This is a genomic window from Variovorax sp. 10L421 (assembly GCF_056395365.1).
Map to the genome: position 1 here is coordinate 341,962 of NZ_JBFTJJ010000002.1, position 22,901 is coordinate 364,862.

A 22,901-nucleotide genomic window follows, 5' to 3' on the forward strand; every position below is an offset into this window, starting at 1 on the left:
ACGAACGAGCCCCACCTCCCCGCTTTCACGCGCGCCCGGCTGCTGCGTGCGAGCGTCGCACTTTGCGCTGGCGCCGCGCTCCCCTCCTTCGCCCAGCAACAAGGCAGGCCTGCGATGAAGATGAACACCCGCCCCATCCCCTCCACCCAGGAGGCCCTGCCCGTGATCGGCTGCGGCACCTGGATCGGCTTCGACCAGCGCCCCGGCAGCGAGGAATACGCGCGCCTGCCCGGCGTGCTCGACGCCCTGTTCGCGGCCGGCGGCACGGTGATCGACAGCTCGCCGATGTACGGCCGCTCCGAGGAAAGCACCGGCGAACTGCTGGCCGTGTCGAAGCTGCAAGGCAAGGTCTTTCTCGCCACCAAGGTCTGGACCTCGGGCCGCGAGGCCGGCATCGCGCAGATGGAGCAGTCCTTCGCGCGGCTGCGCACGCAGCGCATGGACCTGATGCAGGTGCACAACCTCGTCGACTGGCGCACGCACCTCGCCACGCTGCGCGGCTGGAAGGAACAGGGCCGCGTGCGCTACATCGGCATCACGCACTACACCGCCTCGGCCTACGGCGAGGTCGAAGCGGTGCTGAAGGCCGAGAAGCTCGACTTCCTGCAGATCAACTACTCGCTCGACGCGCGCGAGGCCGAGCAGCGCCTGCTGCCGCTGGCCGCCGAGCGCGGCGTGGCGGTGATCGTCAACATGCCTTTCGGCGGCGGCGGACTGCTGCGCCGGCTGCGCGACCGGCCCCTGCCCGCGTGGGCCGGCGAGATCGGCTGCACGAGCTGGGCGCAGGTGCTGCTGAAGTTCGTGCTGAGCCATCCGGCCGTGACCTGCGCCATACCGGGCACCAGCCGCCGCGAGCACATGGCCGACAACGCGGCAGCCGGCACGGGCAGTTTTCCCGACGCGGCCTTCTGGCAGCGCGAGGCCGCCTCTATTCGAACTTGACGTTGTGCTCGCGCACCGTGGCGCCGAAGGCGTCGTACTGTGCGCGGAAGAACTCGGCGAACTTCGCGGGACTCATGCCGTAGCCCTCGCCGGGCTTCCACGGCCCGGCGCGCATGCCGGCGCCGGTGGTCGAGAAGCTCAACGCCGCGCTGGCGCAAGTGCTGGCGATGCCGGCCACGCGCGAGTTCTTCCGGCGGGGTGCGTACGAGGCCGAGTCGTCGAGCCCGAAGCAGCTGGCCGACCTGACGCGCGCAACATACGACCAGTGGGGCGACATCATCCGCAAGCTGGGGCTGGTGAAGCAGCAGCAATAACGGCTGCGGCAAGGCTCAGCGGAAGAATTCCAGCAGCCGCGCGTTGACCTCGTCGGCGCGCTCGTACTGCGCCCAATGCCCGGCGCCGTCGATCACCACGCCTTCGCGCCCCGGGCCTTCGGCGGCGAGCTGCGCCACCAGCGGGCGCGGATCGGCCGTGACGTCGAACTCACCCCACAGCAGCAGCGTCGGCACGCTCATGGTGCCGATCGCCTGCTGCAGTCCGCCCGACTGCGACACCTCCTTGCTGCGAAAGCGCGTGCCGTGACAGGAGATGTCGTGGATGGCGAAAGCCAGCTCGCCGATGGCTGCGGCATCGTGCAGCATCAGCGCCGCCAGGTTATGCAGCAGCGCGGCGCGCTCGGCCTCGCGGTCGGGGGCGGCGCGCCAGTTGATCATCTGCGCAGTCATGCGCCGCAGCGTGCCGTGGCCGCCGCTGCCGATCAGCGCGAGCCGGCGCACCGCGCCGCGCCCTGCCCCGAAGCGCGCGGCCGTCAGACCGCCGAAGGAGAAGCCGCCGAGGTCGATGACGGTACCCGCGCCGATGAGCTGGTCGAGCGTGCCACCGAGCGCGGCCAGCAGCGGCTGCAGCGGGTCTTCGCCCGGCGCCACGCGCGGCAGCGCATCGGATTCGTTGAAACCCGGCATGTCGGGCAGCCAGAGCGTGCGGCCGGCCGAGAGCGCCTCGGCATTGCGCAGCCAATGCATCCAGCTACCGTGGCCGCCGTGCAGCAGCACCAGCGGGGGCTTCGTCGCGTCGGTGCCGAAGCGGCGCCAGCGCACGCGCACGCCCTCGTGCACCGGGTCGTGGCGGGTGGAGAGCGCGTCGATGCGCGTGATGAGGTCGCGTGCCCCGGTCTGCGGTGTCGTCATGGCAGCATCCGCTGGAGTTCGGCCTCGCCATCGAGGAACTGGTGCTTGAGCGCACCCAGCACGTGCAGCCCGAAGAGCACGTACAGCACATAGCCCGCCCAGGCGTGCACGCCGCCCAGCACGGTGTGCCAGGTTTCCTTCACGGCCGGCTCGATGGCCATGATCCAGCCGATGCGCGGCCATGCGAACAGGCCGAAGAGCTGCATCGGGTGGGTGGCCGCGTCCTTCCAGGCCGAGTCGTGCATCCAGCCCGACAGCGGCAGCAAAACCATCACCAGGTACAGCGCGCCATGGGCCGCATGCGCCGCGAACCGTTCGAGCGCACCGTACGAGCCCGGCATGGGTGGCGGTTTATGCGTGGCGCGCCAGAGGAGCCGCAGGATCACGAGGCCCAGCACGGTGATGCCGATCGACTTGTGGGTGTCGACGGCCGGGCGCACCCAGTCGTCGGGGTAATGGTCGACCAGCAGGATCAGGACGATGTTGGCGATCATGAGCACCGCGACCAGCCAGTGCAGCACGATGGCGGTTCGGGTGTAGCGGGTTTGTGCGAGCATGCGGGGAATTTTCGGGCGTGAGGCGACTCATTCGAAGGCGCGTGCGATTGTCCCGGCTTTGCCCGGGATTTTCGAAACCGCAGGCCGAGTTTTTGCGTATCGACGAACGACCGACTGTCGCCCCGGGGCACCTTCACTTGAACGATTCTCTCCAACGCGCCTTCGCGGCCGCATCGCCGCGCCTGTCGCCCCCCAATACTCCGCTGCGAAGCTGGCTCATCCACGGCGGCGTGCTCGTGCTGTGGGCGCTGCTCTTCGCCATGGCCTTCAAGTTCGGCAACGTCGCCGCATGGTCGGTGGGCGTGGCCTATGTGCTGTACGACACGGTACTGCTGCTGTTCGTGGCGTGGATGACGCTGCCGATCCTGCGGCCGCGCCCCCTGCCCGCTGTCGCAAGCGCGACCCGGCGCGACACGCTGGGCGTGATCGTCGCCTCGCACAACGAGGCCGCCGTGCTGCCTGTGACGCTGGCCGCCCTGCTCGGCCAGGCCGACCTGCCCGACCGCATCGTGATCGCCGACGATGGTTCGACCGACGGCACGGCCGAGCTGCTGACCACGCGCTACGGGCTCGTCGCGCCGGCCCCGGGCGAGTTGAGCGCGCCCAGCGCGACACATCCTTCTCTTTTCTGGTTGCGCCTGCCGCATGGCGGCAAGGCGGTCGCGCTGAACGCGGCCATCCTGTGTATCGACACCGACACCGTGCTCACGGTCGATGGCGACACGCTGCTCGACAGCCAGGCCATCGGCGCCGTGCGCCGGGCGTTCTCCGAAGAGCCCAACCTCGTGGCCGCCACCGGCGTCATCATCCCGGTGTGCAGCCGCACGCTGGCCGGGCGCTGCTTCCAGTGGTTCCAGACCTACGAGTACATCCGCAACTTCCTCTCGCGCTACGCGTGGATGCGCGTCAACGGGCTGCTGCTGATCTCGGGCGCCTTCGCCGGCTTTCGAACCGGCGCTGTGCGCGCCGTGGGCGGCTTCGACACGGACTGCCTGGTGGAAGACTACGAGCTCATCCACCGCCTTCATCGCCACGCCCAGGCCCACGGCCTGCCATGGAAGGTGCGCGTGCTGGGCGACGCGCAGGCCCACACCGACGCGCCCAGCAGCACGGGCGCCTTCCTGCGACAGCGCCGCCGCTGGTTCGGCGGCTTCCTGCAGACGCAGTTCTGGTACCGCGCCATGGTTGGCGACCGGCGCTATGGCTGGCTCGGCGTTGCGATGCTGCCGGTGAAGGCCATCGACACGCTGCAGCCGCTCTACGGCCTTGCGGCCTTCGGGCTGCTGCTGGTGTATCTGGTGCGCGGCAACTTCGGCGTGCTCGCGCCGGTGGCCGGCGTGATCGGCGCGAAGATCGTGCTCGACCTCGTCTTCCACCTGTGGTCGGTGTTCCTGTACCGGCGCTGGATAGGCCACGGCAGCGAAGCCAACATGGTGCAGGCCTTCCTGGCCGCGCTGGTCGAGCCCTTCACCTTCCAGATACTGCGCCACACGGGCGCGGCTTGGGGCTGGTGGATGTTCCTGACCGGGCGCGGCACCTGGGGCCGGCAGACGCGCGTCGGGCTGGTGGATGCCGAGGGCGTGCGGCGGGGCTGAAGCCTCAGGCGCCGAAACGAAAGCTCGACACCACCAGGCCGCCCATGAAGGCATCCTCGTGGTACACGCGCTCGCCGGCCTCGCCCTCTGCCGCACCGACGGCCACCATGAGTGGAATCAGGTGCTCTTCGCGCGGATGCGCCATGCGTGCCGCCGGGGCTGAAGCCCAGTCGATCAGTCGGGCGCTGCGCCCGGCCGGCGCGCCCTGCACCACCGCGTCGTCGAGCCAGTCGTCGAAAGCCTTCGACACGCCGTGCGCCTGCGGCCCGAAGTTGCGCAGGTTGTGATAGCTCAGGCCGCTGCCGACGATCAGCACGTTCTCGTCGCGCAGCGGCGCGAGCGCGCGGCCCAGCGCCAGGTGCTCGGCAGGGTCGAGCCCGCGGCGCAACGACAGCTGCACCACCGGCACGTCGGCCTTCGGGTACATCGCGGCCATCGGCGAGAACATGCCGTGGTCGTAGCCGCGCTCGGGGTCGATCTGCACCGGCAGGCCCGCCGCGGCGATCAGCGACTGCACGCGCTGCGCGAGTTCGGGCGAACCGGGCGAGTCGTAGTGCACTTCGTAGGTGTGGGCCGGAAAGCCGCCGTAGTCGTAGATCATCGGCGGCTTCGGGTTGCCTTGCACCGTGAAGACGGGCGCCTCCCAGTGCGCCGACACCATCAGGATGGCGCTGGGCGTGCGGCCTATCTGGCGCGGCATGTCGGCCAGCGAGGCGGCGAGCTGGTCGTAGGTCGGGCCCATTTCCTTTTTCATCCAGGGCCAGGGGCCGCCGCCGTGCGAGATGAAGTAGGTGGGCAGGCGCGATGAAGCGCTGGCGTTGTCGTGGGTCAAGTCGATGCTCCTTGAAGGCTTTGCATCGACTGTAGACATTTCCTGCAAGGAAATCGACAGGCTACGATGCATCGAATCAGTTCTCCACAGGAAAGATTGCCATGGACCGGATGACCAGCCTGCGTGTGTTCCGCGAAGTGGTGGAGGCCGGCAGTTTCGTGGCCGCGGCCGAGCGGCTGGGCCTGTCGCCGCCGATGGCCAGCAAGCACGTGGCACAGCTCGAGAAGTCGCTCGGGGCGCGGCTGCTGCATCGCTCCAGCCGTCACCTGAGCCTGACCGAGGCCGGCACCGCCTGGTACGAGCAGAGCCACCGCGCCCTCGACCTGCTCGATGCGGCCGAAGCCGCCATCGGCCAGGCCCACGACGCGCCGCGCGGCCAGCTCAAGGTGAGCGCGCCCGTGTGGTGCGCCACGCCGCGCTTCGCACGGGTGCTGGCCGACTATCGCGAGAAATACCCCGAGGCAAAGGGTCATGGAAATTTGCCAAGTGGCAAAAGTTACCCCGCCCCACCAAGCAAACGTCACGCAGATCCTGCGCAACGCTCGACGAGCACAGGATGTGCCCGCCTCTGCACGACACCCGCATCTCCGTACCGATGTCTAAGGTCACGCTATCGGCTAGGCATCTCATCGGTCATCTCGTCATCTGACAGAAGGGGAAAGAATTCGCTGCCGCCTCTGCTGCTGGGGCTACGAGCTCAGGACCCTATCCGCGGCTTAGCATTTCTGTCCCGATTAGCAACGCCAGGGCGGGTGACCGACGTCTGCGCGTTTGCGACTGCCTTCTCGAGCCGCTCGCCTAGGAAGTCAATGAAGGTCCTGAGCTTAGGCGACATGTACTGTCGGCTCGTATAGACCGCGAACAATCGTATCGGCCCGAAAGCAAACTCCGGCAGAAGTTGCAGCAGACGTCCGTTAGCAATGTCCTCTGCGATCAGCCACAACGGCATGAACGCGATACCCATATTCGCATGGACCGCATGAAGAGAGAGCGTGGTGTCGTCGGAGCGCATGGCCGGCGAGAGGCGCAGCGAAAACATGCGCCCACCCGGGCCCTTGAGCTCGAGGTTCTCCAGGTTCACGTAGCTCGGCACAATGGCACCGAGCCTCGCCAATTCGGCAGGCGATGTGGGCAGGCCGCCCATGCGTTCGATGTAGGCCGGCGTTCCTACGAGGTAGAAGGGGACGTGGCAAAGCGGTCGTGCGATGAGAGCGGTCGAAGGCTCTAGTGTGGCGCGCAGGGCCAAGTCGTAGCCATCAGCCGCGAGATCGACCTTGCGGTTCTCCAGATGGATGTCGACCAGCACTTCGGGGTATCTCTCGCGATAGTCGGCCAGCACGCGCGCAAAGCGCGGCGTGGCGCACCAAATGGGCGCGCTCACCCTCAGCTGTCCGCGCGGTGTGTCGTGCGTCTGGCCAATGGCGGCCTCCGCTGCGTCGAGTAGATCGAGCGCGCGGCGGCTCTGCTCGTACCAACCCGTCCCGGCCTCGGTCAGACTCAAGTGGCGGCTGGAGCGGTGCAGCAGCCGTGCTCCGAGGGATTTCTCAAGCTGTGCGACATGCTTGCTGGCCATCGGCGCCGATAGCCCCAGTCGCTCGGCTGCCGCTACGAAGCTGCCGGCCTCCACCACTTCGCGGAACACCCGCAAGCTGGTCATGCGATCCATGTGGGTCTCCGCGAAACGCTGCGTCTAGATTCCTAGTTCTTCAAATTGCAAGACAGGAGTCTATCGGTTCAATGGTGACGCCAAAGACTCGACGCTAATCAAGAACAACTCGCTACTGCATCCATCGAGGAAAAAGGCTGAGCGCAGTTGAGCTCGACGCAGTTGTCCGACACACGCAGAATAGCTCGGCACTGCTAGATCTTGAAACGAAGGGGATCGAGACCTGCTGAAATGAGACTGCCTACTTTCATGCCCTCCAGTTCAGCCATGGAAACTTGCTATCGTGATAAGAAGAGTTATCTCAATAGCTCTCTAAATTACTCCACAAAAATCGGCGCCTCGTGGCCGAAGCCGTGGTGGCTGGGCGCTCCGACGAAACCACAGGCGATCGGCGCCCTCGTCTTCCTGAAACGCAGGCGCCCTGTTGGAGGACGAGGCGAAGACGCTGGAGAACCCGGCCATCCTGACAAATTTTCGAAGCGCAACTGACGAGAAGCTGGTTTCTCGGCATCAGCCCGGAAGCGGGGCTTCAGATCAGTTGATTTCACCAAGTGCCCGGCGCACCAGCTCGTCCGCCGAGCCGTCGTCGCGCAGTCCGAGCGCACGGGCCGATACATCGTCGAGGCGCGGATAGCGCCCGAACACCGCCTCTACATCGGGACGAGGCTGGAATGACACCAACCCGCGACGGGACTCACCGTAGCGTGCCGAGCACGTGTCGACGATTTCCTGGATCGAGAGCCGCAGCACAGGCAGCGGCCAAGCGCGCTCCGGCTCCGCATGCGGGACTTCCATCACCGCCGCATGGGCCAGGTTCTCGGCACAGCGGCGCGCCGACATCCACCACGCCGTGGCTTCGGGACCTACCGGGCAGGTGTAGGCAACGCCCGCCTTGAGCACATGCAGGATGTCGCTCATGAATGCGGAGGTGAGCCCGGCGCTGCTCTTCGCGCGCGCGACGATCCCGGGCAACCGGACCGACCGGCCGTCCAGGAGCCCGCGGCGCGTGAAGTCGGCCAGCAGGATCTCGCACACCCGCTTGTGGGCACCGTAGGTGAGCGGCGGCCGCAGCGGCATGGCGGGTGTGACGCAGTCCGGAAGATGGGTGCCGTACACCGCGATGCTGCTGGCATAGACGACTGTCGGCCTCGCGCCGTTCCCGGCCAGCGCCTCGAACAGCGCAAGCGATGCGTCGAGGTTGACCCGGCGGCCGAGCGCGTAGTCTTGCTCGGATGCACCGCCCGGGACGGCCGCGAGGTGAAAGACCACGTCCGGCCGGAACGCCGCGACCTGGGCCATCACGCCGGGGTCCGCGAGATCGCCGCGAATCGCGATCTCTGCGGCCGTGTCCGGCAAGCTTTGGTCGGCGAGCGCCAGTGCTCCGATGCGCCGGCCGCCAATTTCGCCCCGCTCGCGCAGCAGGCCGGCAAGGTGGGCGCCGATGAAGCCGGCCGCGCCGGTAATGAGGACTCGCATGGCTTCGCTCACGCCTGCGGCGGCACGGGGGCGCGGACGATACGCTGGTCGATGGCGCCGAAGACACACTGGCCGTCCTGGCGCACCGCCATCCGGACGCGGTCGCCGAAGCGCATGAACGGCGTCCGGGGTGCGCCGTGCTCGATGGTCTCGATGGCGCGGCGCTCCGCAATGCAGGCCGAGCCCTTCTGCCCGCCTGCGTTCGAGACCGTGCCGCTGCCGATGATCGTGCCGGCGGACAGGCGACGCGTCGCGGCCGCATGTGCGATCAGCTCGTCGAAACCGAAGTTCATCTCGCCGCCGTTGGGGTTGCCGAACCATGCGCCGTTGTATTCGACGTGGAGGTCCATGTGCACGCGGGTGTTCCGCCAATGGTCCCCGATCTCGTCCGGCGTCACCGCCACCGGCGCAAAGCTGGAGGAAGGCTTGGCCTGGAAGAATCCGAAGCCGGTCTTCATCTCGCGCGGGCCGAAGGCACGCAGGCTCACGTCGTTGATCTGCACCAGCAGCGCGATGCGGCTGCGCGCAAGTTGCGCCGAAGTGCCAAGCGGCACCTCGTGCAGGATCACGCCATACTCGCCCTCGAAGTCGATGCCATGCGCCTCGTCCGGCAGCGGCACGTCGTCGGTGGCTCCAAGGAAGTCGTCGGAACCGCCCTGGTAGATCAACGGGATCGTTTCCATGTCCGGAATGGGCGCCAGCTTGAACGCCGTTTCCATCAGGCGGCCGTGGTTCAGGAAGGCGGAACCGTCGCACCATTGCGGCGCTCTCGGTAGCGGCGCGGCAGCCTGGCGCGGATCGAACGCGGATGCACCGTCCGCCTGCCCCGCATTGAGCCCTGCATAGAGTTGCTGCAGCCGAGGTTCGCACTCGGCCCAACGCTCCAACGCGTCGAGCAGGGTGGGTGCGATCGCCTGCGCACTCACCGATTGCTGCAGGTCGCGCGAGACGACGACGAGGCGGCCGTCCTTGCCGCCCTTCAAGGATGCCAGTTTCATGCTTTTTTCAGTTCGAAGAGCAGCGCTGCTTCGCCTCAACGCAGGCCGGCCAGCGCTTGGCCGATGGCAGGGTCGTACTCGCCGTCGATCAGGACGAAGAGCATCCGGCATGGCTTGCCGGAGCGGTTGGCCCACGCATGGTTGGTACCGCGCTGCACGACGACGCTGCCGGCGCCGAGCTGCACCTCGCCCTGGTCCACGACCAGCGTGATCTCGCCCTCCATCACGACACCGTAGTCGACGCTTTGCGTACGGTGCATCAACGGATGCGGCGCGCCCCGGTCCGCCGTGGACGCCGCCATGTCCCCGATCTCGCTGAAACCCGCGCGCAACTGGTCGGCGCTGCGGCTGAACAGTTCCTCGCTGTCCGGCGGAATGTCGACGAACCGGATGCGCGTTCCAAGCGCCGGCGGGGGCAGCGTCAGCGGTCCGGTGGTCGGGTCCGGGCCGTTGTCGACACGCACCGGCGTACCCGTCGTGGCCCACACCTCGTGAAAGACCGTGCCCGGAATGGCCTTGATCTCCGCCACGACGGGCAGCGGCCCATTGCTGGTGATCACGGCGTTGCCTTGCGCGTCGTGGCCGGTGACCACGCGATGGATGACTGGAAGATTCATGATGTCGACCTATTCGAATTGAAGCTTGGACTCTTTGGCGATCCCGCGATAGAGCACGAGGTCGTCGCGGATCGCATCGGCAAAGCGCGCGGAGGTGCCGCCCTCAGGCCGCAGCCCGAGTTCCGCGAACCGTTTCTGCACCGCAGGGTCGGCCAGCGCCGCGCCCGCCGCCTTGTTCAGCTTCTCGAGCAAGGGCTGCGGGGTCGTTGCCGGTGCCAGCACACCCACCCATGACTCGAGCACGAAGGGCTTCACGCCGGCCTCGGACGCCGTCTGTGTGCCGGGGAAGCGCGGATCCCGCTGCCGGTTGGTGACCGCCAGCAACTTGATATGCCCCGCATCGATCAGCGGCTTGGCCGAGGCATCGAACGCCACGTCCAGCTGGCCGCCCGCGACATCGTTCAGTGCACCCGCCGTGGAACGGTATGGAATGTGCACGAGGAATGTTCCGGTCAGCGACTTGAAGTACTCGCCGGCAAAATGCGCGCCGCTCCCCATGCCGGCGCTGCCATAGCTCAGCTTGCCGGGATTCTTTTTGGCGTAGGCGATGAACTCGGCCAGCGTGCTCGCGGGAATGTCCTTCTTCGTGACGATCTGCAGGCCATAGGTGGCGGTCATGCTGACAGGCGCCAGCGCCTTTGCAGGATCGAAGGAAATCTTCGGATCGACCACCGGGAGGATGCTGTAGCTCGAATTGGTGAACAGCAGCGTCGTGCCGTCGCCGGGCGCCTTGATGACGGCCTCGACGCCCAGCCGGCTGCTTGCGCCCGGCCTGTTGTCGATGATGATGACCTGGCCGAGCTGCCGGCCCATGTGCTCCGCCATGATGCGGGCCACCTGGTCCGTGACGCCGCCCGGCGGAAAGGGCACGACCATCTTGGTCACGTTCGGCTGTGCGTGGGCCGTGGCGGCTGCGGCAATCATGGCGATCGCGGCAAAAAGCGGGGAAAGCCACGCAGGGCAACGCTGTTGCTTCATTTCTGTCTCCTGATTTTTCTGGGAAGGCGTCAACCGAAGGCAGGCGCCAGCCCGTCCCAGCAAAGGTACTTGATCTCGAGGAATTCCTCGATGCCATGGTGCGAGCCTTCGCGGCCGAGGCCGCTCTGCTTTACGCCGCCGAAGGGCGCCACCTCGTTCGAGATCAGGCCGCAGTTGATACCGATCATTCCCGACTCGATCGCGGAAGATGCGCGCCAGATGCGGGCCGCGTCGCGGCTGTACAAATAAGCGGCCAAGCCGAATTCCGTGGCGTTCGCAAGCTCGAAGGCCTCCTCGTCGTTCTCGAAGCGGAACAGCGGCGCAAGGGGTCCGAAGGTTTCCTCGCGAGCCACGGCCATTTCCGGCGTCGCCCCCATGATGACCGTCGGCTCATGGAAGCGGCCGCCGAGCGCGTGGCGCTTTCCGCCGTGCAGCACGGTGGCGCCGCCGGCGATCGCATCCGCGATGTGCTCCTCGACCTTCGCCACGGCCGCGTCATCGATCAGCGGTCCCAGCTGCACGCCTGCTTCCAGGCCGTTGCCCACGCGCAGCCTGGCCACCCGCTCCACGAGCTTGGCCGCGAAGGCGTCGTACACGCCCGCCTGGACCAGCACCCGGTTGGCGCTGATGCACGCCTGGCCCGTGTTGCGGAACTTGGCGGCGACGACGCCGTCGGCGGCCGCGTCGAGATCCGCATCGTCGAAGACGATGAACGGCGCGTTGCCGCCCAGCTCCATCGAGCACTTCTTGACCGTTGCCGCGGCCTGCGCGAGCAGCAGGCGCCCCACCTCCGTCGAACCGTTGAACGTGATCTTGCGCACGAGCGGATGGCTGGTCAGCGCGTGGCCGATGGCACGCGTGTCATTGCCGGTGACCACGTTGAACACGCCGGGCGGCACGCCGGCGCGCTGCGCCAGTTCGGCGAGCGCCAGCGCCGTGAGCGGCGTCTGGCTGGCCGGTTTCACGACCATGCTGCAGCCGGCCGCCAACGCCGGGCCGGCCTTGCGGGTGATCATTGCAGCCGGAAAGTTCCAGGGCGTGATTGCCGCACACACGCCGATCGGCTCCTTCAGCACCAGAACGCGCTGCGTGTCCTTCGGCGCGGGAATCACATCGCCGCGTGTGCGCTTGGCTTCTTCGGAAAACCACTGCAGGAAGGAGGCCGCGTAGTCGACCTCCACCTTCGCTTCGGCAAGCGGCTTGCCTTCTTCCAGCGTGATCAGCGTTGCAAGATCGTCGCGGTGCCGGATCATCAGTTCGTACCAGCGGCGCAGCACTTCCGAACGGTGCCTGGCCGTGGTCCTGCGCCAGGACAGGAAAGCCGCGTGGGCCGCTTCGATGGCGTTGCCGGTCTCCGCCTCCTTGAAGCGCGGGAGCTCGGCCAGGACGGCGTTGTCGGCCGGATTGCGCAGCGTGTAGGTGCCGTGCGGCGTGGCGCCGATCCACTCGCCGGCCACGTGGGCGGCGGTGCGAAAGAGCGTCGGATCCTCGAGAAGGTGGCGCATCGTGCCTTCCTTCAGCATGGGTTGCGCCCGACCATGTAGGCACTGTCCGGGTCCTTGGTGACCGGCAGCCCGGAGGCCACCAGCCCTTGGCGCAGCATCTTCATGAGGCGGTCCGGGACACGCATGGCCGGCGCGCGCAAAGGCCCGCCGTTGAAGCCCGCCAGCCAGTCCTGGTACTTCCACATCGTGCGGTTCAACACGCCGGTGCCGCCGGCGTAGCTCTGTGCGGCGGCGCCGTTGGCGCTGCGCGCCGGGTTCACCTTCCAGTACATCTCCATTGCGGACTCCCACTCGCCGTTTTTTGCCAGGTCGAAGGCGCGCGGGTAGTAGGTGCTCATCCATTGCGTGTTGCTGGTCCCGGAGAACTGCAGCTTCATCACGCTCATGAGCGGAATGGCATCGCCCTCGATGGGGCAGCTGATCACCACCTCGTCGCGGAAATGGTGGTACATCTCGCACAGGCCTGCGGGCAGCGGGAAGCCCTGCTCCGACTTGATCGCCACGATGTTGGGGCAATCCTTCAGCAGGCGGCGCACCAGCTCGACCGACATGCCCGCCGGATGCACACGCTCGAAGCCCCACAGCGGAATCGGGAACAGCATCACGGCCAGCTCGGTCGCATCGCAGAACTGCTTGGTGTAGTCGTAGATCTCCTGCTCGGTCGTGGGCCAGAACTGCGGGGGATAGGACAGCAGCACGATGTCCGCGCCGGCCTTCTCCGCGAGTTTCACGGCCCGCCCGCATCGTTGATCGCGAAGGACAGCTCCGCGCCGCTGAGCCTGAAGTTGAGCGGCACGCAGATCGCGCCGATCCGCGCGGTGGCAAACAGCACGACGACGAACATCGGGTCATTGAGCCCGAGGTAACCGACGCGGGCGCCCGCGGCCAGCACCGCCGACATGCTCTCGATGCGGTCGACGAGTTCGCCGTAGTTCCAGTGGACGTCCTCGCAGCTCAGCGCCGGGCGGTGCGGCGCGCGCGCCGCGCGGCGCGAGAGCCACTCGGCCAGGCCGACCGCGTGCGCGCTGCGGTCGGTGGCCGTGGGGGCGGCGATGCTCAGCGTCCGGTCCATACGGGCTTGCGCTTCTCGTTGAACGAGGCCAGGCCTTCGCGCGCGTCCTCGGTCATTGCGAGCAGCGCGATCTGACTCTCGGTGTAGGCGATGCCTTCGTCGAAGGACATCGCGGCCATCGCGCGCATCGCGTACTTGCCGCGGCGCAGCGCCGTGGGCGATTTGCCGGCGAGGCGGTCGACCAGCCATTGCGTCTTCGCGTCGAGTTCGCCGGCGGGCACCGCGTAGTTGAGCAGCCCCGCCTCCCGGGCCTCCGCCGCGCCGAAGGGCTCGCCCGTGAGGCACCACTCGCGCAGCGTGCGGCGCGGCACGATGTCCTGCAGCAGGCTCAGCACCTGCATCGGGAACAGGCCGATCTTGACCTCGGGCAGACCGAACTGCACGTGGTCGGCCGCGACCGCCATGTCGGTCATGCACAGCAGGCCCACGCCGCCGGCCATGCAGACGCCGTTGATGCGCGCGATGCTCGGCAACGTGGCGTTCTGCACCTCGCGCAGCATATCGGCGTAGTCGATGTTGGGCTGCGACAGGTCGAAGGCGAAGCCCGCGCCCGGCTGCAGGTCTCCGCCCGCGCAAAAGGCCTTGTCGCCCGCGGCAGTGAGCACGATCACGCGCACCTCGCTGTCGGCATGGGCGCGGCGCCAGCCGTCGCGGATGCCGGCCACCACGTCCTTGTTGATCGCGTTGCGCTTGTCGGGCCGGTTGATCGTGACCCACATCGCGTGGCCACGCTTCTCCAGCCGCACCGCGGGCTCGTTCGTCTCGCTCATCTCGTCTCGCTCCTTGTTCTGGGGCGCCGACCGCGCGCCCGGTGTTTACTAAGCCGCGACCGCGTCCTTGGCGGCCACCTCGATCTCGACCACCACACGGCTGGCCGCGACCTGGTCGCCGGTCTTCACGTGCAGCGCGATCACCTTGCCGGCCACCGGCGCTGCGTGGATGTGCTCCATCTTCATGGCCTCGAGCGTGATGACCGGCTGACCCGCCTCGACCATGTCGCCGATCGCGGCCATCACCGCGACCACGCGGCCGTTCATCGATGCGCGCACCTTGCCGTCGCCGCCGGCCTCGCCCTGGCGCGCGGTCGCGGCCCGGGTCTTGTCCTCGATGCGCACCGGAATGCCGCGGTAATGCAGCAGCAGCGTGGCGCCGTCGCGGTGGAAGGCCGCACTTTCGTAGAGGCCGTTGCACACGAAGCGCACGGCGTGCTCGCCGATCTCGGCCAGCTCGACCCCATATGCGGCATCGCCGATCGACACCTCGAAATGGCGCTGCTGCCGCAGCACGATGCTCGCGCGCACCGCGGCGCCCTCGACCTCGAAGCGCAGCGAGATCGGCAGGCTGTGCGTCATACGCCGACCGGCCGACGGCGCGCGGCGCGCACCGGTGGTCTCGTAGAGCAGCACGGCCGCGATGGCGGCGGCGCGCGCGCGGGCCTCGGTGTCTGGCGCGAGCAGCGCGTCCTGGTTCTGCGCGATGAAGGCGGTGGTGGCGCCGCCGGCCGCGAACACCGCATGGCCCAGGCAGCGGTGCAGGAAGGCCTGGTTGGTGGTCACGCCCAGCGCCACCGCATCCTCCAGGCCGGCCATCAGTTGCCGCCGCGCGGCCTCGCGCGTGTCGCCGTGGCTGATGACCTTGGCGATCATCGAGTCGTAGTAGGGCGGAATCTCGCCGCCCGAGCGCAGCGCATGCTCGACGCGCAGCTGCGCGGGCATGGCCCACAGCGCCATGGTGCCGCTCTGTGGCATGAAGCCCTTGTCGGCGTCTTCGGCGCACAGCCGCACCTCGATCGCGTGGCCCTGGAACCTGACCTGCTCCTGCGTGATCGGCAGCGCTTCGCCGCCGGCCACGCGCAGTTGCAGCGCGACCAGGTCCAGGCCGGTGATGGCCTCGGTCACCGGATGCTCGACCTGCAGCCGGGTGTTCATTTCCATGAAGTAGTAGTTGCCCTCGGCATCGAGCAGGAACTCGAGCGTGCCAGCGCCTTCGTAGCGGATGGCCTTGACCGCGGCCACCGCGGTGGCACCCATGCGTGCGCGCAGCTCGGCGTCGACGGCCGGAGAAGGCGCTTCCTCGATCAGCTTCTGGTGGCGGCGCTGTACCGAGCAGTCGCGCTCGCCCAGGTGGATCGCGTTGCCGTGGTGGTCGGCGAAGACCTGGATCTCGATGTGGCGCGGCTCGACGATCGCGCGCTCCAGGATCACCTCGGGGTCGCCGAAGGCGCTCTGCGCCTCGGAGCGCGCGCTGCGCAGCAGCTCGGGGAATTCCTTGGCCGAAGGCACCAGCCGCATGCCGCGCCCGCCACCACCGGCCGTGGCCTTGATCATCACCGGGAAGCCGATGCGCACGGCCTCGGCCGCGAGCCGCTCCTCACTCTGGTCGTCGCCCTGGTAGCCGGGGATGCAGGGCACGCCGGCCGCCTGCATCAGCGTCTTGGCGCCGGCCTTGTTGCCCATCGACACGATGGCCTCGGCCGACGGGCCGACGAACACCAGGCCCGCGTCCTGGCAGGCCTGCGCGAAGTCCTCGTTCTCGGCGAGGAAGCCGTAGCCCGGGTGCACCGCGTCGGCACCGCTGAGCTTCGCGGCCTCGATGATCGCGGGAATGCGCAGGTAGGACTGCGCGGGCAGCGGTTCGCCGATGCACACGGCCTGGTCGGCCTCGCACACGTGACGCGCGCCGGCATCGGCCGTGGAGTACACGGCGACCGTGCGGTAGCCGAGCGCACGTGCGCTGCGGATGATGCGCAAGGCGATCTCGCCGCGGTTGGCAATCAGGATCTTGCGGAAGGGAGTGAGCTGTGGGGTCGAGGCGGTCATGGAGCGTACGTCGATGGTTTTTTCAGTGAGCGGACGGGAAGGTGCCCATGAACTTGCTGAGAATCTGGAGCATCACTTCGTCGGCGCCACCGCCGATCGAGGTGAGCCGGCCGTCGCGGAAGATGCGCGAGATGGGGCTCTCGTCGACGAAGCCCATGCCGCCCCAGAACTGCAGGCAGCCGTCGGCCACCTCGCGGATCACGCGGCCGGCTTTGAGCTTGGCCATGGTGGCGGTGCGAGTGGCATCCTGCCCGGCCACCACCTCCTCCACGCCCTGCCAGCACAGCGCGCGCAGGGCCGCGACCTCAGTCTGCATCTCGGCCAACCGGTAGTGCACCCACTGGTTGTCGAGGATCGAGCGGCCGAAGGCGCGGCGCTCGCGCGTGTAGCCGATGGTGGTGTCGATGGCGCGCTGCGCCATGCCCGCGTTGTTGAGCGCACCCCAGAGGCGTTCGATCTGGAACTGCTCCATCTGGTAGATGAAGCCCATGCCCTCCTCGCCGATGCGATGGCGCTGCGGCACGCGCACGTCGTCGAAGTGGATCTGCGCAGTGTCCGACGAGTGCATGCCCATCTTGCGCAGCTTGCGCGCGACCTCGACGCCCCTGGTCTTCATGGGCACCACGATCAGCGACTTGTTGCGGTGCGAGGCGCCTTCGGAGGTGTTGGCGAGCACGCAGCAGAAGTCGGCCTGCGTGCCGTTGGTGGTCCACATCTTGCCGCCGTTGATCACGTAATCGCCGCCGTCCTTGCGCGCGGTGGTCTTGATCGATGCCACGTCGGAGCCGCTGCCGACTTCCGACACACCCAGGCAGGCCACGCAGTCGCCGCTGATTGCGGGCGCGAGGAATTCCGCGCGCAGCTCGGCGCTGCCGCGGTGCGCGAGCGCGGGCGTCGCCATGTCGGTCTGCACGCCGATGGCCATCGGCACGCCGCCGCAGTTCATGTGCGCGAGCGTCTCGGCCATCACCGCACCGTAGGAATAGTCGAGCCCCGCGCCGCCGTCCTCGACCGGCTTGGTCAGGCCCAGCATCCCCAGCTCGCCCAGGCGCTTGAACACCTGGTGAGCGGGGAAGACCTCGGCGCGCTCCCATTCGTCGACGTAGGGGTTGACCTCCTTGTCGATGAAGCGCTTGAGCGTGTCGCGCAGCGTGTCGTGCTCGGGCGTGAGTTGCATGGCTCGTGTGTCTCGCTTCTTTTTCTTCGACTCAGGGGCGCGCCACGGAGAACTGCATCTTCTGCGGTGTACGCAGCTCGGCATCGCGGCAGATCGACAGCACCTTGCTCAGCACCGCGCGCGTGTCGCGCGGGTCGATCACGCCGTCGTCGAGCATGTGGGCGCTGGTGGTGAATACGCTCATCTGGCTGTCGAAGCGGTCGATGATGCGGCGCTCCATCTCGGCGAGCTTCTCGCGGTCGATTTCGCCGCCCTTGCGCTTCATGGCGGCCTCGGTCACGTTGATCATGGTCTGCGCGGCCTGTTCGCCACCCATCACCGCTGTCTTGGCGTTGGGCCAGGAGAAGCAGAAGCGTGGATGAAAACCGCGGCCGCACATGCCGTAGTTGCCGGCGCCGAACGAGGCGCCGCAGTAGATGGTGATCTGCGGCACGGTGGCATTGGTCACGGCCTGGATCATCTTGGAGCCGTGCTTGATGATGCCGGCCTCCTCGTAGTCCTTGCCAACCATGAAGCCGGTCGTGTTGTTGAGGTAGAGGATCGGGGTCTTCGACTGGCAGCAGGCCTGGATGAAGTGCGTGGCCTTGGTCGCGCCGGCCGGGTCGATCGGCCCGTTGTTGGTGATCACGCCCAGCGGCATGCCTTCGATCTTGATGTGGCCGACCACGGTCGCGCTGCCGTAGTTCTCGCCGAACTCGAGGAACTCGGAGTCATCGGCAATGCGCGCGATGACCTGCTTCATGTCGACCGGGCGCTTGTGATCCATGGGCATCACGCCCAGCAGCTCTTCCGCGTCGTAGCGCGGTGGCTTGAAGCTGCGCGCGGGCTCGACGGGCATGCCGCGCTGCCAGTCGATGTTGGCCAGAATCTCGCGCGCCAGTCGAATCGCGTCGCGGTCATCCTCGGCCAGGTAGTCGCCCAGGCCCGAGATCGAGGTGTGCATCAGCGCGCCGCCCAGCTCCTCCTCGGTCGCGATCTCGCCGGTCGCGGCCTTGAGCAGCGGCGGTCCCGCGAGGAAGGCCCGTGAACGGCCCCGCACCATGATGATGTAGTCAGACAGGCCGGTCTGGTAGGCGCCGCCCGCGGTGGACGAGCCATGCGTGACCGTCACGACGGGCAGGCCCGCGGCCGAGATGCGCGCGATGTTGCGGAACAGGTTGCCGCCAGCGACGAATTCCTCGACCTTGTAGGTCATGAGGTTCGCGCCCGCGCTCTCGACCAGCTGCACATAGGGCAGCTTGTTCTCCAGCGCCAGCTCCTGCATGCGCAGTTGCTTGGGGATGCCCATGGGCTGCAGCGCGCCGGCATCGATGCCCGAGTCGGAAGCATTGACCATCACGCGCACGCCCGAGACCCAGCCGATGCCGCCGATCACCCCGCCGCCCGGCACGCTCTTCTCCAAGTCGGGATTGTCCAGCCCGAGCCCGGCCAGCGAGCCGATCTCGAGGAAGGGCGTGCCCGGGTCGAGCAGCAACGACAGCCGCTCGCGCGGCAGCAGCTGTCCGCGCTTCTCGAAACGCTCGCGGGACTTGCCCGATGTGGCGATGCTGCGCTTCTCGTAGCCGCGTACGCGGTCGATCAGGGCCAGCATGCCGGTGCGGTTGGCCTCGAAGGCCTCGCTGCCAGGGGAAACGTTCGACTCGATGATTGCCATTGCTGTGTTGCTGCAGTTGCTGGTTGGCGTTTGGTTCGCGGACTGTTGATTGGGTGTCAGCTTAGGCAAAGGTCCGGGACCGGTCTTGCGCGAACTGGCTGCGGCCCTTGGAGCGCCGCCACCTGCAGCGCGGCCGGCCACACGTGCTCAGACGCCGAGCTGCCGCGCGGCCAGGTCCTTCAAGACCTCTTCCGAGCCGCCGCCGATCATCATCACCTTGACTTCGCGGTAGATGCGTTCGCTGCGCGTGCCGCGCATGAAGCCCATGCCGCCCAGCAACTGCACCGCCTGGTCGGCGCAGAACTGCATGGCCTGCGTGGCCTGCACCTTGGCCAGGCAGACGCGGGCCACCAGGTGTTCGGGCCGCGCGAGCCGGTGCTCGATGCGATAGGCCAGGTCGTAGAGCAGCGCGCGCGGCATCGATGCGCAGCGTCATGTCCATCAGCTTGTGGCGCACCACCTGCCGCTGCGACAGCGTGCTGCCCGCGAGCGTGCGCTGGCGCGTCCAGTCGAGCGCTTCCTGCAAGCAGACCTCGGCGTAACCGCAGGCCAGCGCCGACATGAACAGCCGCTCGCTGTTGAAGTTGTTCATGAAGGTCTTGAAGCCCTTGTTCTCCTCGCCCACGAGGTTGGCCACGGGCACGCGGCAGTTGTCGAAGCGCAGGTGCGCGGTGTCGGAGCTCCACCAGCCCATCTTCTGCAGTGCGGTGCGCGTGAGGCCCGGCGTGTCGCCGTCGATCAACAGCACTGAGATACCGCCCGCGCCTTTGATCGCGGGGTCGGTCCGCACGGCGGTGGTGATGAAGTCGGCGCGCATGCCCGAGGTGATAAAGGTCTTCTCGCCGTTGACCACGTAGTGGTCGCCGTCGCGCACCGCGGTCGTGCGCAGGTTGGCCACGTCGGAACCGCCCGAAGGCTCGGTCACGGCCAGCGCGGCGATCTTCTCGCCGGCCAATACCGGCGGGATCACACGGCGCTTGATCTCGTCGCTGCCGGCCTTGAGGATCGGCGGCAGCGCGATGCTGTGCGAGTTGAGCGAGGCCTGCACGCCGCCGCCGCCGCAGCGCGCGAACTCCTCGGCGACCACCAACTGGTAGAAGATGTCGGCCGGCGTGCCGCCGTATTCCTCGGGGTAGCCCAGGCCCTGCACACCCAACTCGGCCACGCGGCCGTAGAGCGAACGCGGGAAGGTCTCGGCCTCGTCCCATTCGTTGACATGGGGCGTGATCTCGCGCGCGATGAAGTCGCGCAGGCTGGCACGGAACTGCTCGTGCTCGGGCGAGAAATAGAAGGGAAGCGGGAGCGCTTCGAAGAATTCCATCCGGTGTCTCCTGGTAGCGCCACGAGACTAGCGGGGGCGACCCCGGCCAGTCTTGTGCGAAGTGGCTGCACGCAGCGACTACACCCAAGCCGGGAACGGTGCGGATTTCTTGGTAGGACTGCGCGCTCGCGTCGAGCTGGAAGGGCCGCTGGTCCTCAGGCTCGGGCTTCCTGGGTGAGCGGCTCGGCAGGGATGCGCCGCGGAGCGCACCTTTGCGGGGCAAGGTCATGCCTGCGCGGCTAAAGTCCTGAGTTCTCCGGGAGACTGTTTCCTTGTTCCGCCTCTTCGAAAAACTCCTTCACCCCTACCCTGCAGCCGAACCTGCGTTGCCGCCGCAGGGCTTCGTGGCCTTTCTCTGGGCCTGCACGCACGGCGTGCGCGGCAAGATCGCCGCGATGGGCGCGCTCACCGCCGTCATGTCGATCTTCGAGGCGGCGCTGTTCGCGATCCTCGGGCGCATCGTCGACTGGCTCGGCGGGCTCGAGCCTTCGCGCCTCTGGGAAGAACGCGGCACCACGCTCATGTGGCTGGCCGCGTTCCTGGTGATCAGCATCGGCGTGGTCGCGCTGCAGACCATCGTGAAGCACCAGACGCTCGCGGTGAACCTGCCGATGCGCCTGCGCTGGAACTTCCACCGCCTGATGCTGGGCCAGAGCATGGCCTTCTACCAGGACGAGTTCGCCGGCCGCATCACGGCCAAGGTAATGCAGACCGCACTGGCCGTGCGCGACACCATCTTCGTGCTGGCCGACGTGCTGGTGGCCATGGGCGTGTACGTGGCCACCATGATCCTGCTGGTGAGCGTGCTCGACGCGCAACTGGCATGGCCCTTCCTGATCTGGCTGGCGCTTTACATCGGCTCGCTCGTGTACTTCGTGCCGCGCCTGGGCAAGGTCGGCAAGGCGCAGGCCGACGCCCGCGCGCTCATGACCGGCCGCGTGACCGACGCCTACACCAACATCGCGACCGTCAAGCTGTTCTCGCACACGCAGCGCGAGGCCGGCTTCGCGCGCGACGCGATGCGCGAATTCATGCACACGGGCTACGGCCAGATGCGCCTCGTGAGCGCCTTCGAGATCGTCAACCACACGCTGAGCATGGGCCTCACCGCCGGCATGGCAGGGACGGCGCTGTGGCTGTGGTCGCACGGCGCGGTGGGCGTGGGTGCGGTGGCCGCGGCCACGGCGATGGCGCTGCGGCTGCAGGGCATGTCGCACTGGATCATGTGGGAGATGACCAGCCTGTTCGAGAACATCGGCACGGTGCAGGACGGCATGAAGACGCTGTCGCGCCCGCGCACCGTGCTCGACGCGCCCGGTGCCAAGACCCTGGAAGTCCCGCGCGGCGAGGTGCGCTTCGAGCGCGCGAGCTTCCGCTATGCCGATGCAGGCCGCCGCGTGATCGACGACCTGAACCTCGTGGTGAAGCCCGGCGAGAAGATCGGCCTGGTGGGCCGTTCGGGCGCGGGCAAGTCGACACTGGTGAATCTGCTGCTGCGCTTCCATGACCTGGAGAGCGGCCGCATCCTGATCGACGGGCAGGACATCGCGCACGTCACGCAGGACTCGCTGCGCAGCCACATCGGCATGGTCACGCAGGACACCTCGCTGATGCACCGCTCGGTGGCCGACAACATCGCCTACGGGCGGCCCGACGCCACGCACGCACAGATCGAGGCGGCGGCGAAGCGGGCCGAGGCGCACGAATTCATCCAGACGCTCGGCGACGCAACCGGACGGCGCGGCTACGAGGCGCACGTCGGCGAGCGCGGCGTGAAGCTCTCGGGCGGCCAGCGCCAGCGCGTGGCCATTGCGCGCGTGATGCTGAAGGACGCGCCGATCCTTCTGCTCGACGAAGCCACCAGCGCGCTCGACTCCGAAGTCGAGGCCGCCATCCAGCAAAGCCTCTACGCGCTGATGGAGGGCAAGACCGTGATCGCGATCGCGCACCGGCTGTCGACCATCGCGGCCATGGACCGCCTGATCGTGCTCGACGAGGGCCGCGTGGTGGAAGAAGGCGACCACCGCACGCTGATGGCGCAGGGCGGGCTGTATGCGCGGCTGTGGGCGCACCAGAGCGGTGGCTTCCTGGGCGACAACCTCGAGGAAGACGAGGCGATGCGCGCCTGAACGGCACCGGTTGCGCCTGCAAACAATCGTCACAAATGAGGCGAGCCGCCACGAGCCCCCGGGGAAACCTCCGGGCGGTGCTTCACCCGCGCCTACAGCACACGCCGCCCCCTGCCGACAGTGGTGCCACGCAGGCGGCGCAATGCTGGACCCGTCTCAACACAGAGGAGTCCTCGCGTGAATTCCATCATTTACATCGTCGGTCTGATCGTGGTGGTCGTAGCCGTGCTTTCGTTCTTCGGCCTTCGCTGAGACCGGGCACGCGCCATCGCCTCCCGCGACATGCAGAACGGGGCCGCTTGCGGCCCCGTTTCCTTCGTGGCCGTCCCTGATGCGCCGGGCATAATTCGCGCGCCCCCCGCACCCGGCGGGGCGA

General features: G+C 67.7%; 19 protein-coding genes and 3 pseudogenes. 5 read left to right on the top strand and 17 right to left on the bottom strand.

What is annotated here, in order from left to right; all coding sequences use genetic code 11:
* The first annotated feature begins 114 nt into the window (after window positions 1-114).
* Entirely contained in the window at window positions 115-942 is an 828-nt protein-coding gene (locus AC1DFC_RS05570) for an aldo/keto reductase (RefSeq protein WP_478178775.1), read from the top strand.
* On the opposite strand, the gene AC1DFC_RS05575 is transcribed toward AC1DFC_RS05570, so the two are convergent.
* Window positions 929-1,057 carry a hypothetical protein gene (locus AC1DFC_RS05575; protein WP_413334232.1) on the bottom strand — a complete coding sequence of 43 codons (129 nt, stop codon included), beginning with the start codon at window positions 1,055-1,057 and terminating at the stop codon, window positions 929-931. The two genes, AC1DFC_RS05570 and AC1DFC_RS05575, sit on opposite strands and share 14 nt — an antisense overlap.
* On the opposite strand from AC1DFC_RS05575, the pseudogene AC1DFC_RS05580 reads away from it, so the two are divergent.
* Window positions 1,035-1,256, top strand: a pseudogene (locus AC1DFC_RS05580) (tripartite tricarboxylate transporter substrate-binding protein); the annotation flags it as partial. The gene AC1DFC_RS05575 and the pseudogene AC1DFC_RS05580 sit on opposite strands and share 23 nt — an antisense overlap.
* Window positions 1,257-1,271: 15 nt before the next feature.
* Here the strand turns inward: AC1DFC_RS05580 and AC1DFC_RS05585 are convergent.
* Together AC1DFC_RS05585 and AC1DFC_RS05590 are read right to left on the bottom strand one after the other, a co-directional pair.
* On the bottom strand, window positions 1,272-2,129 hold the full coding sequence (locus AC1DFC_RS05585; RefSeq protein ID WP_478178776.1) for an alpha/beta fold hydrolase: 858 nt from the start codon (window positions 2,127-2,129) through the stop codon (window positions 1,272-1,274).
* Window positions 2,126-2,686 carry a cytochrome b gene (locus tag AC1DFC_RS05590; RefSeq protein ID WP_478178777.1) on the bottom strand — a complete coding sequence of 187 codons (561 nt, stop codon included), beginning with the start codon at window positions 2,684-2,686 and terminating at the stop codon, window positions 2,126-2,128. The genes AC1DFC_RS05585 and AC1DFC_RS05590 overlap by 4 nt, the downstream gene beginning before the upstream one ends.
* Window positions 2,687-2,823: 137 nt before the next feature.
* Between AC1DFC_RS05590 and AC1DFC_RS05595 the strand changes: the two genes are divergently transcribed.
* Complete coding sequence (locus AC1DFC_RS05595; RefSeq protein WP_478178778.1) at window positions 2,824-4,281, top strand: glycosyltransferase family 2 protein; 1,458 nt, start codon at window positions 2,824-2,826, stop codon at window positions 4,279-4,281.
* A 4-nt stretch (window positions 4,282-4,285) separates the two neighbouring features.
* Here AC1DFC_RS05595 and AC1DFC_RS05600 read toward each other — a convergent pair whose 3' ends face one another.
* The gene (locus AC1DFC_RS05600) at window positions 4,286-5,113 is read right to left on the bottom strand and encodes a DODA-type extradiol aromatic ring-opening family dioxygenase (RefSeq protein ID WP_007834628.1); all 828 of its coding nucleotides are present in this window, start codon (window positions 5,111-5,113) and stop codon (window positions 4,286-4,288) included.
* Window positions 5,114-5,223: 110 nt separating this feature from the next.
* Here AC1DFC_RS05600 and AC1DFC_RS05605 point away from each other — a divergent pair.
* Window positions 5,224-5,340, top strand: a pseudogene (locus AC1DFC_RS05605) (helix-turn-helix domain-containing protein); the annotation flags it as partial.
* Between the two features lie 470 nt (window positions 5,341-5,810).
* Here AC1DFC_RS05605 and AC1DFC_RS05610 read toward each other — a convergent pair.
* The 13 genes and pseudogenes from AC1DFC_RS05610 to AC1DFC_RS05670 all read right to left on the bottom strand — a co-directional run bounded on the left by AC1DFC_RS05610 (window position 5,811) and on the right by AC1DFC_RS05670 (window position 20,396).
* Window positions 5,811-6,779 (bottom strand): LysR family transcriptional regulator, encoded by a 969-nt coding sequence (locus tag AC1DFC_RS05610; protein WP_413334239.1) that lies wholly within the window; start codon window positions 6,777-6,779, stop codon window positions 5,811-5,813.
* Window positions 6,780-7,313: 534 nt separating this feature from the next.
* The gene (locus tag AC1DFC_RS05615) at window positions 7,314-8,255 is read right to left on the bottom strand and encodes an NAD-dependent epimerase/dehydratase family protein (protein ID WP_478178779.1); all 942 of its coding nucleotides are present in this window, start codon (window positions 8,253-8,255) and stop codon (window positions 7,314-7,316) included.
* 8 nt (window positions 8,256-8,263) lie between these two features.
* Window positions 8,264-9,253, bottom strand: coding sequence for a fumarylacetoacetate hydrolase family protein (locus AC1DFC_RS05620; protein ID WP_413334243.1), 990 nt, complete (start codon window positions 9,251-9,253; stop codon window positions 8,264-8,266).
* Between the two features lie 35 nt (window positions 9,254-9,288).
* Window positions 9,289-9,870 (bottom strand): cupin domain-containing protein, encoded by a 582-nt coding sequence (locus tag AC1DFC_RS05625; protein WP_478178780.1) that lies wholly within the window; start codon window positions 9,868-9,870, stop codon window positions 9,289-9,291.
* Window positions 9,871-9,879: 9 nt separating this feature from the next.
* Complete coding sequence (locus tag AC1DFC_RS05630; RefSeq protein ID WP_478178781.1) at window positions 9,880-10,794, bottom strand: Bug family tripartite tricarboxylate transporter substrate binding protein; 915 nt, start codon at window positions 10,792-10,794, stop codon at window positions 9,880-9,882.
* A gap of 83 nt (window positions 10,795-10,877) precedes the next feature.
* Window positions 10,878-12,353, bottom strand: coding sequence for an NAD-dependent succinate-semialdehyde dehydrogenase (locus AC1DFC_RS05635; protein ID WP_413334249.1), 1,476 nt, complete (start codon window positions 12,351-12,353; stop codon window positions 10,878-10,880).
* An 11-nt stretch (window positions 12,354-12,364) separates the two neighbouring features.
* Window positions 12,365-13,084: a dihydrodipicolinate synthase family protein gene (locus AC1DFC_RS05640; protein ID WP_413334251.1), complete on the bottom strand. Its 720-nt coding sequence runs from the start codon at window positions 13,082-13,084 to the stop codon at window positions 12,365-12,367.
* Window positions 13,081-13,425, bottom strand: coding sequence for an AMP-binding protein (locus AC1DFC_RS05645; RefSeq protein ID WP_478178782.1), 345 nt, complete (start codon window positions 13,423-13,425; stop codon window positions 13,081-13,083). The genes AC1DFC_RS05640 and AC1DFC_RS05645 overlap by 4 nt, the downstream gene beginning before the upstream one ends.
* Window positions 13,410-14,195 (bottom strand): enoyl-CoA hydratase/isomerase family protein, encoded by a 786-nt coding sequence (locus AC1DFC_RS05650; RefSeq protein WP_413334255.1) that lies wholly within the window; start codon window positions 14,193-14,195, stop codon window positions 13,410-13,412. The genes AC1DFC_RS05645 and AC1DFC_RS05650 overlap by 16 nt, the downstream gene beginning before the upstream one ends.
* Before the next feature lie 48 nt (window positions 14,196-14,243).
* Window positions 14,244-16,244 (bottom strand): acetyl-CoA carboxylase biotin carboxylase subunit, encoded by a 2,001-nt coding sequence (locus tag AC1DFC_RS05655; protein WP_478178783.1) that lies wholly within the window; start codon window positions 16,242-16,244, stop codon window positions 14,244-14,246.
* A 22-nt stretch (window positions 16,245-16,266) separates the two neighbouring features.
* Window positions 16,267-17,421 (bottom strand): acyl-CoA dehydrogenase family protein, encoded by a 1,155-nt coding sequence (locus tag AC1DFC_RS05660; protein WP_478178784.1) that lies wholly within the window; start codon window positions 17,419-17,421, stop codon window positions 16,267-16,269.
* 31 nt (window positions 17,422-17,452) lie between these two features.
* Window positions 17,453-19,075 (bottom strand): acyl-CoA carboxylase subunit beta, encoded by a 1,623-nt coding sequence (locus AC1DFC_RS05665; RefSeq protein WP_478178785.1) that lies wholly within the window; start codon window positions 19,073-19,075, stop codon window positions 17,453-17,455.
* 147 nt (window positions 19,076-19,222) lie between these two features.
* Window positions 19,223-20,396 (bottom strand): annotated as a pseudogene (locus AC1DFC_RS05670) (acyl-CoA dehydrogenase family protein).
* A 272-nt stretch (window positions 20,397-20,668) separates the two neighbouring features.
* Here AC1DFC_RS05670 and AC1DFC_RS05675 point away from each other — a divergent pair.
* The gene (locus AC1DFC_RS05675; RefSeq protein WP_478178786.1) at window positions 20,669-22,525 is read left to right on the top strand and encodes an ABC transporter ATP-binding protein; all 1,857 of its coding nucleotides are present in this window, start codon (window positions 20,669-20,671) and stop codon (window positions 22,523-22,525) included.
* Window positions 22,526-22,901: the final 376 nt, after the last annotated feature.

What these genes read in the sequence shown, in the direction of transcription:
- AC1DFC_RS05570 (WP_478178775.1), top strand. Translation starts at nt 115, where the DNA reads ATGAAGATGAACACCCGCCCCATCCCCTCCACCCAGGAGGCCCTGCCC.
- AC1DFC_RS05575 (WP_413334232.1), bottom strand. Translation starts at nt 1,057, where the DNA reads ATGCGCGCCGGGCCGTGGAAGCCCGGCGAGGGCTACGGCATGAGTCCC.
- AC1DFC_RS05585 (WP_478178776.1), bottom strand. Translation starts at nt 2,129, where the DNA reads ATGACGACACCGCAGACCGGGGCACGCGACCTCATCACGCGCATCGAC.
- AC1DFC_RS05590 (WP_478178777.1), bottom strand. Translation starts at nt 2,686, where the DNA reads ATGCTCGCACAAACCCGCTACACCCGAACCGCCATCGTGCTGCACTGG.
- AC1DFC_RS05610 (WP_413334239.1), bottom strand. Translation starts at nt 6,779, where the DNA reads ATGGATCGCATGACCAGCTTGCGGGTGTTCCGCGAAGTGGTGGAGGCC.
- AC1DFC_RS05615 (WP_478178779.1), bottom strand. Translation starts at nt 8,255, where the DNA reads ATGCGAGTCCTCATTACCGGCGCGGCCGGCTTCATCGGCGCCCACCTT.
- AC1DFC_RS05620 (WP_413334243.1), bottom strand. Translation starts at nt 9,253, where the DNA reads ATGAAACTGGCATCCTTGAAGGGCGGCAAGGACGGCCGCCTCGTCGTC.
- AC1DFC_RS05625 (WP_478178780.1), bottom strand. Translation starts at nt 9,870, where the DNA reads ATGAATCTTCCAGTCATCCATCGCGTGGTCACCGGCCACGACGCGCAA.
- AC1DFC_RS05630 (WP_478178781.1), bottom strand. Translation starts at nt 10,794, where the DNA reads ATGATTGCCGCAGCCGCCACGGCCCACGCACAGCCGAACGTGACCAAG.
- AC1DFC_RS05635 (WP_413334249.1), bottom strand. Translation starts at nt 12,353, where the DNA reads ATGCGCCACCTTCTCGAGGATCCGACGCTCTTTCGCACCGCCGCCCAC.
- AC1DFC_RS05645 (WP_478178782.1), bottom strand. Translation starts at nt 13,425, where the DNA reads ATGGACCGGACGCTGAGCATCGCCGCCCCCACGGCCACCGACCGCAGC.
- AC1DFC_RS05650 (WP_413334255.1), bottom strand. Translation starts at nt 14,195, where the DNA reads ATGAGCGAGACGAACGAGCCCGCGGTGCGGCTGGAGAAGCGTGGCCAC.
- AC1DFC_RS05655 (WP_478178783.1), bottom strand. Translation starts at nt 16,244, where the DNA reads ATGACCGCCTCGACCCCACAGCTCACTCCCTTCCGCAAGATCCTGATT.
- AC1DFC_RS05660 (WP_478178784.1), bottom strand. Translation starts at nt 17,421, where the DNA reads ATGCAACTCACGCCCGAGCACGACACGCTGCGCGACACGCTCAAGCGC.
- AC1DFC_RS05665 (WP_478178785.1), bottom strand. Translation starts at nt 19,075, where the DNA reads ATGGCAATCATCGAGTCGAACGTTTCCCCTGGCAGCGAGGCCTTCGAG.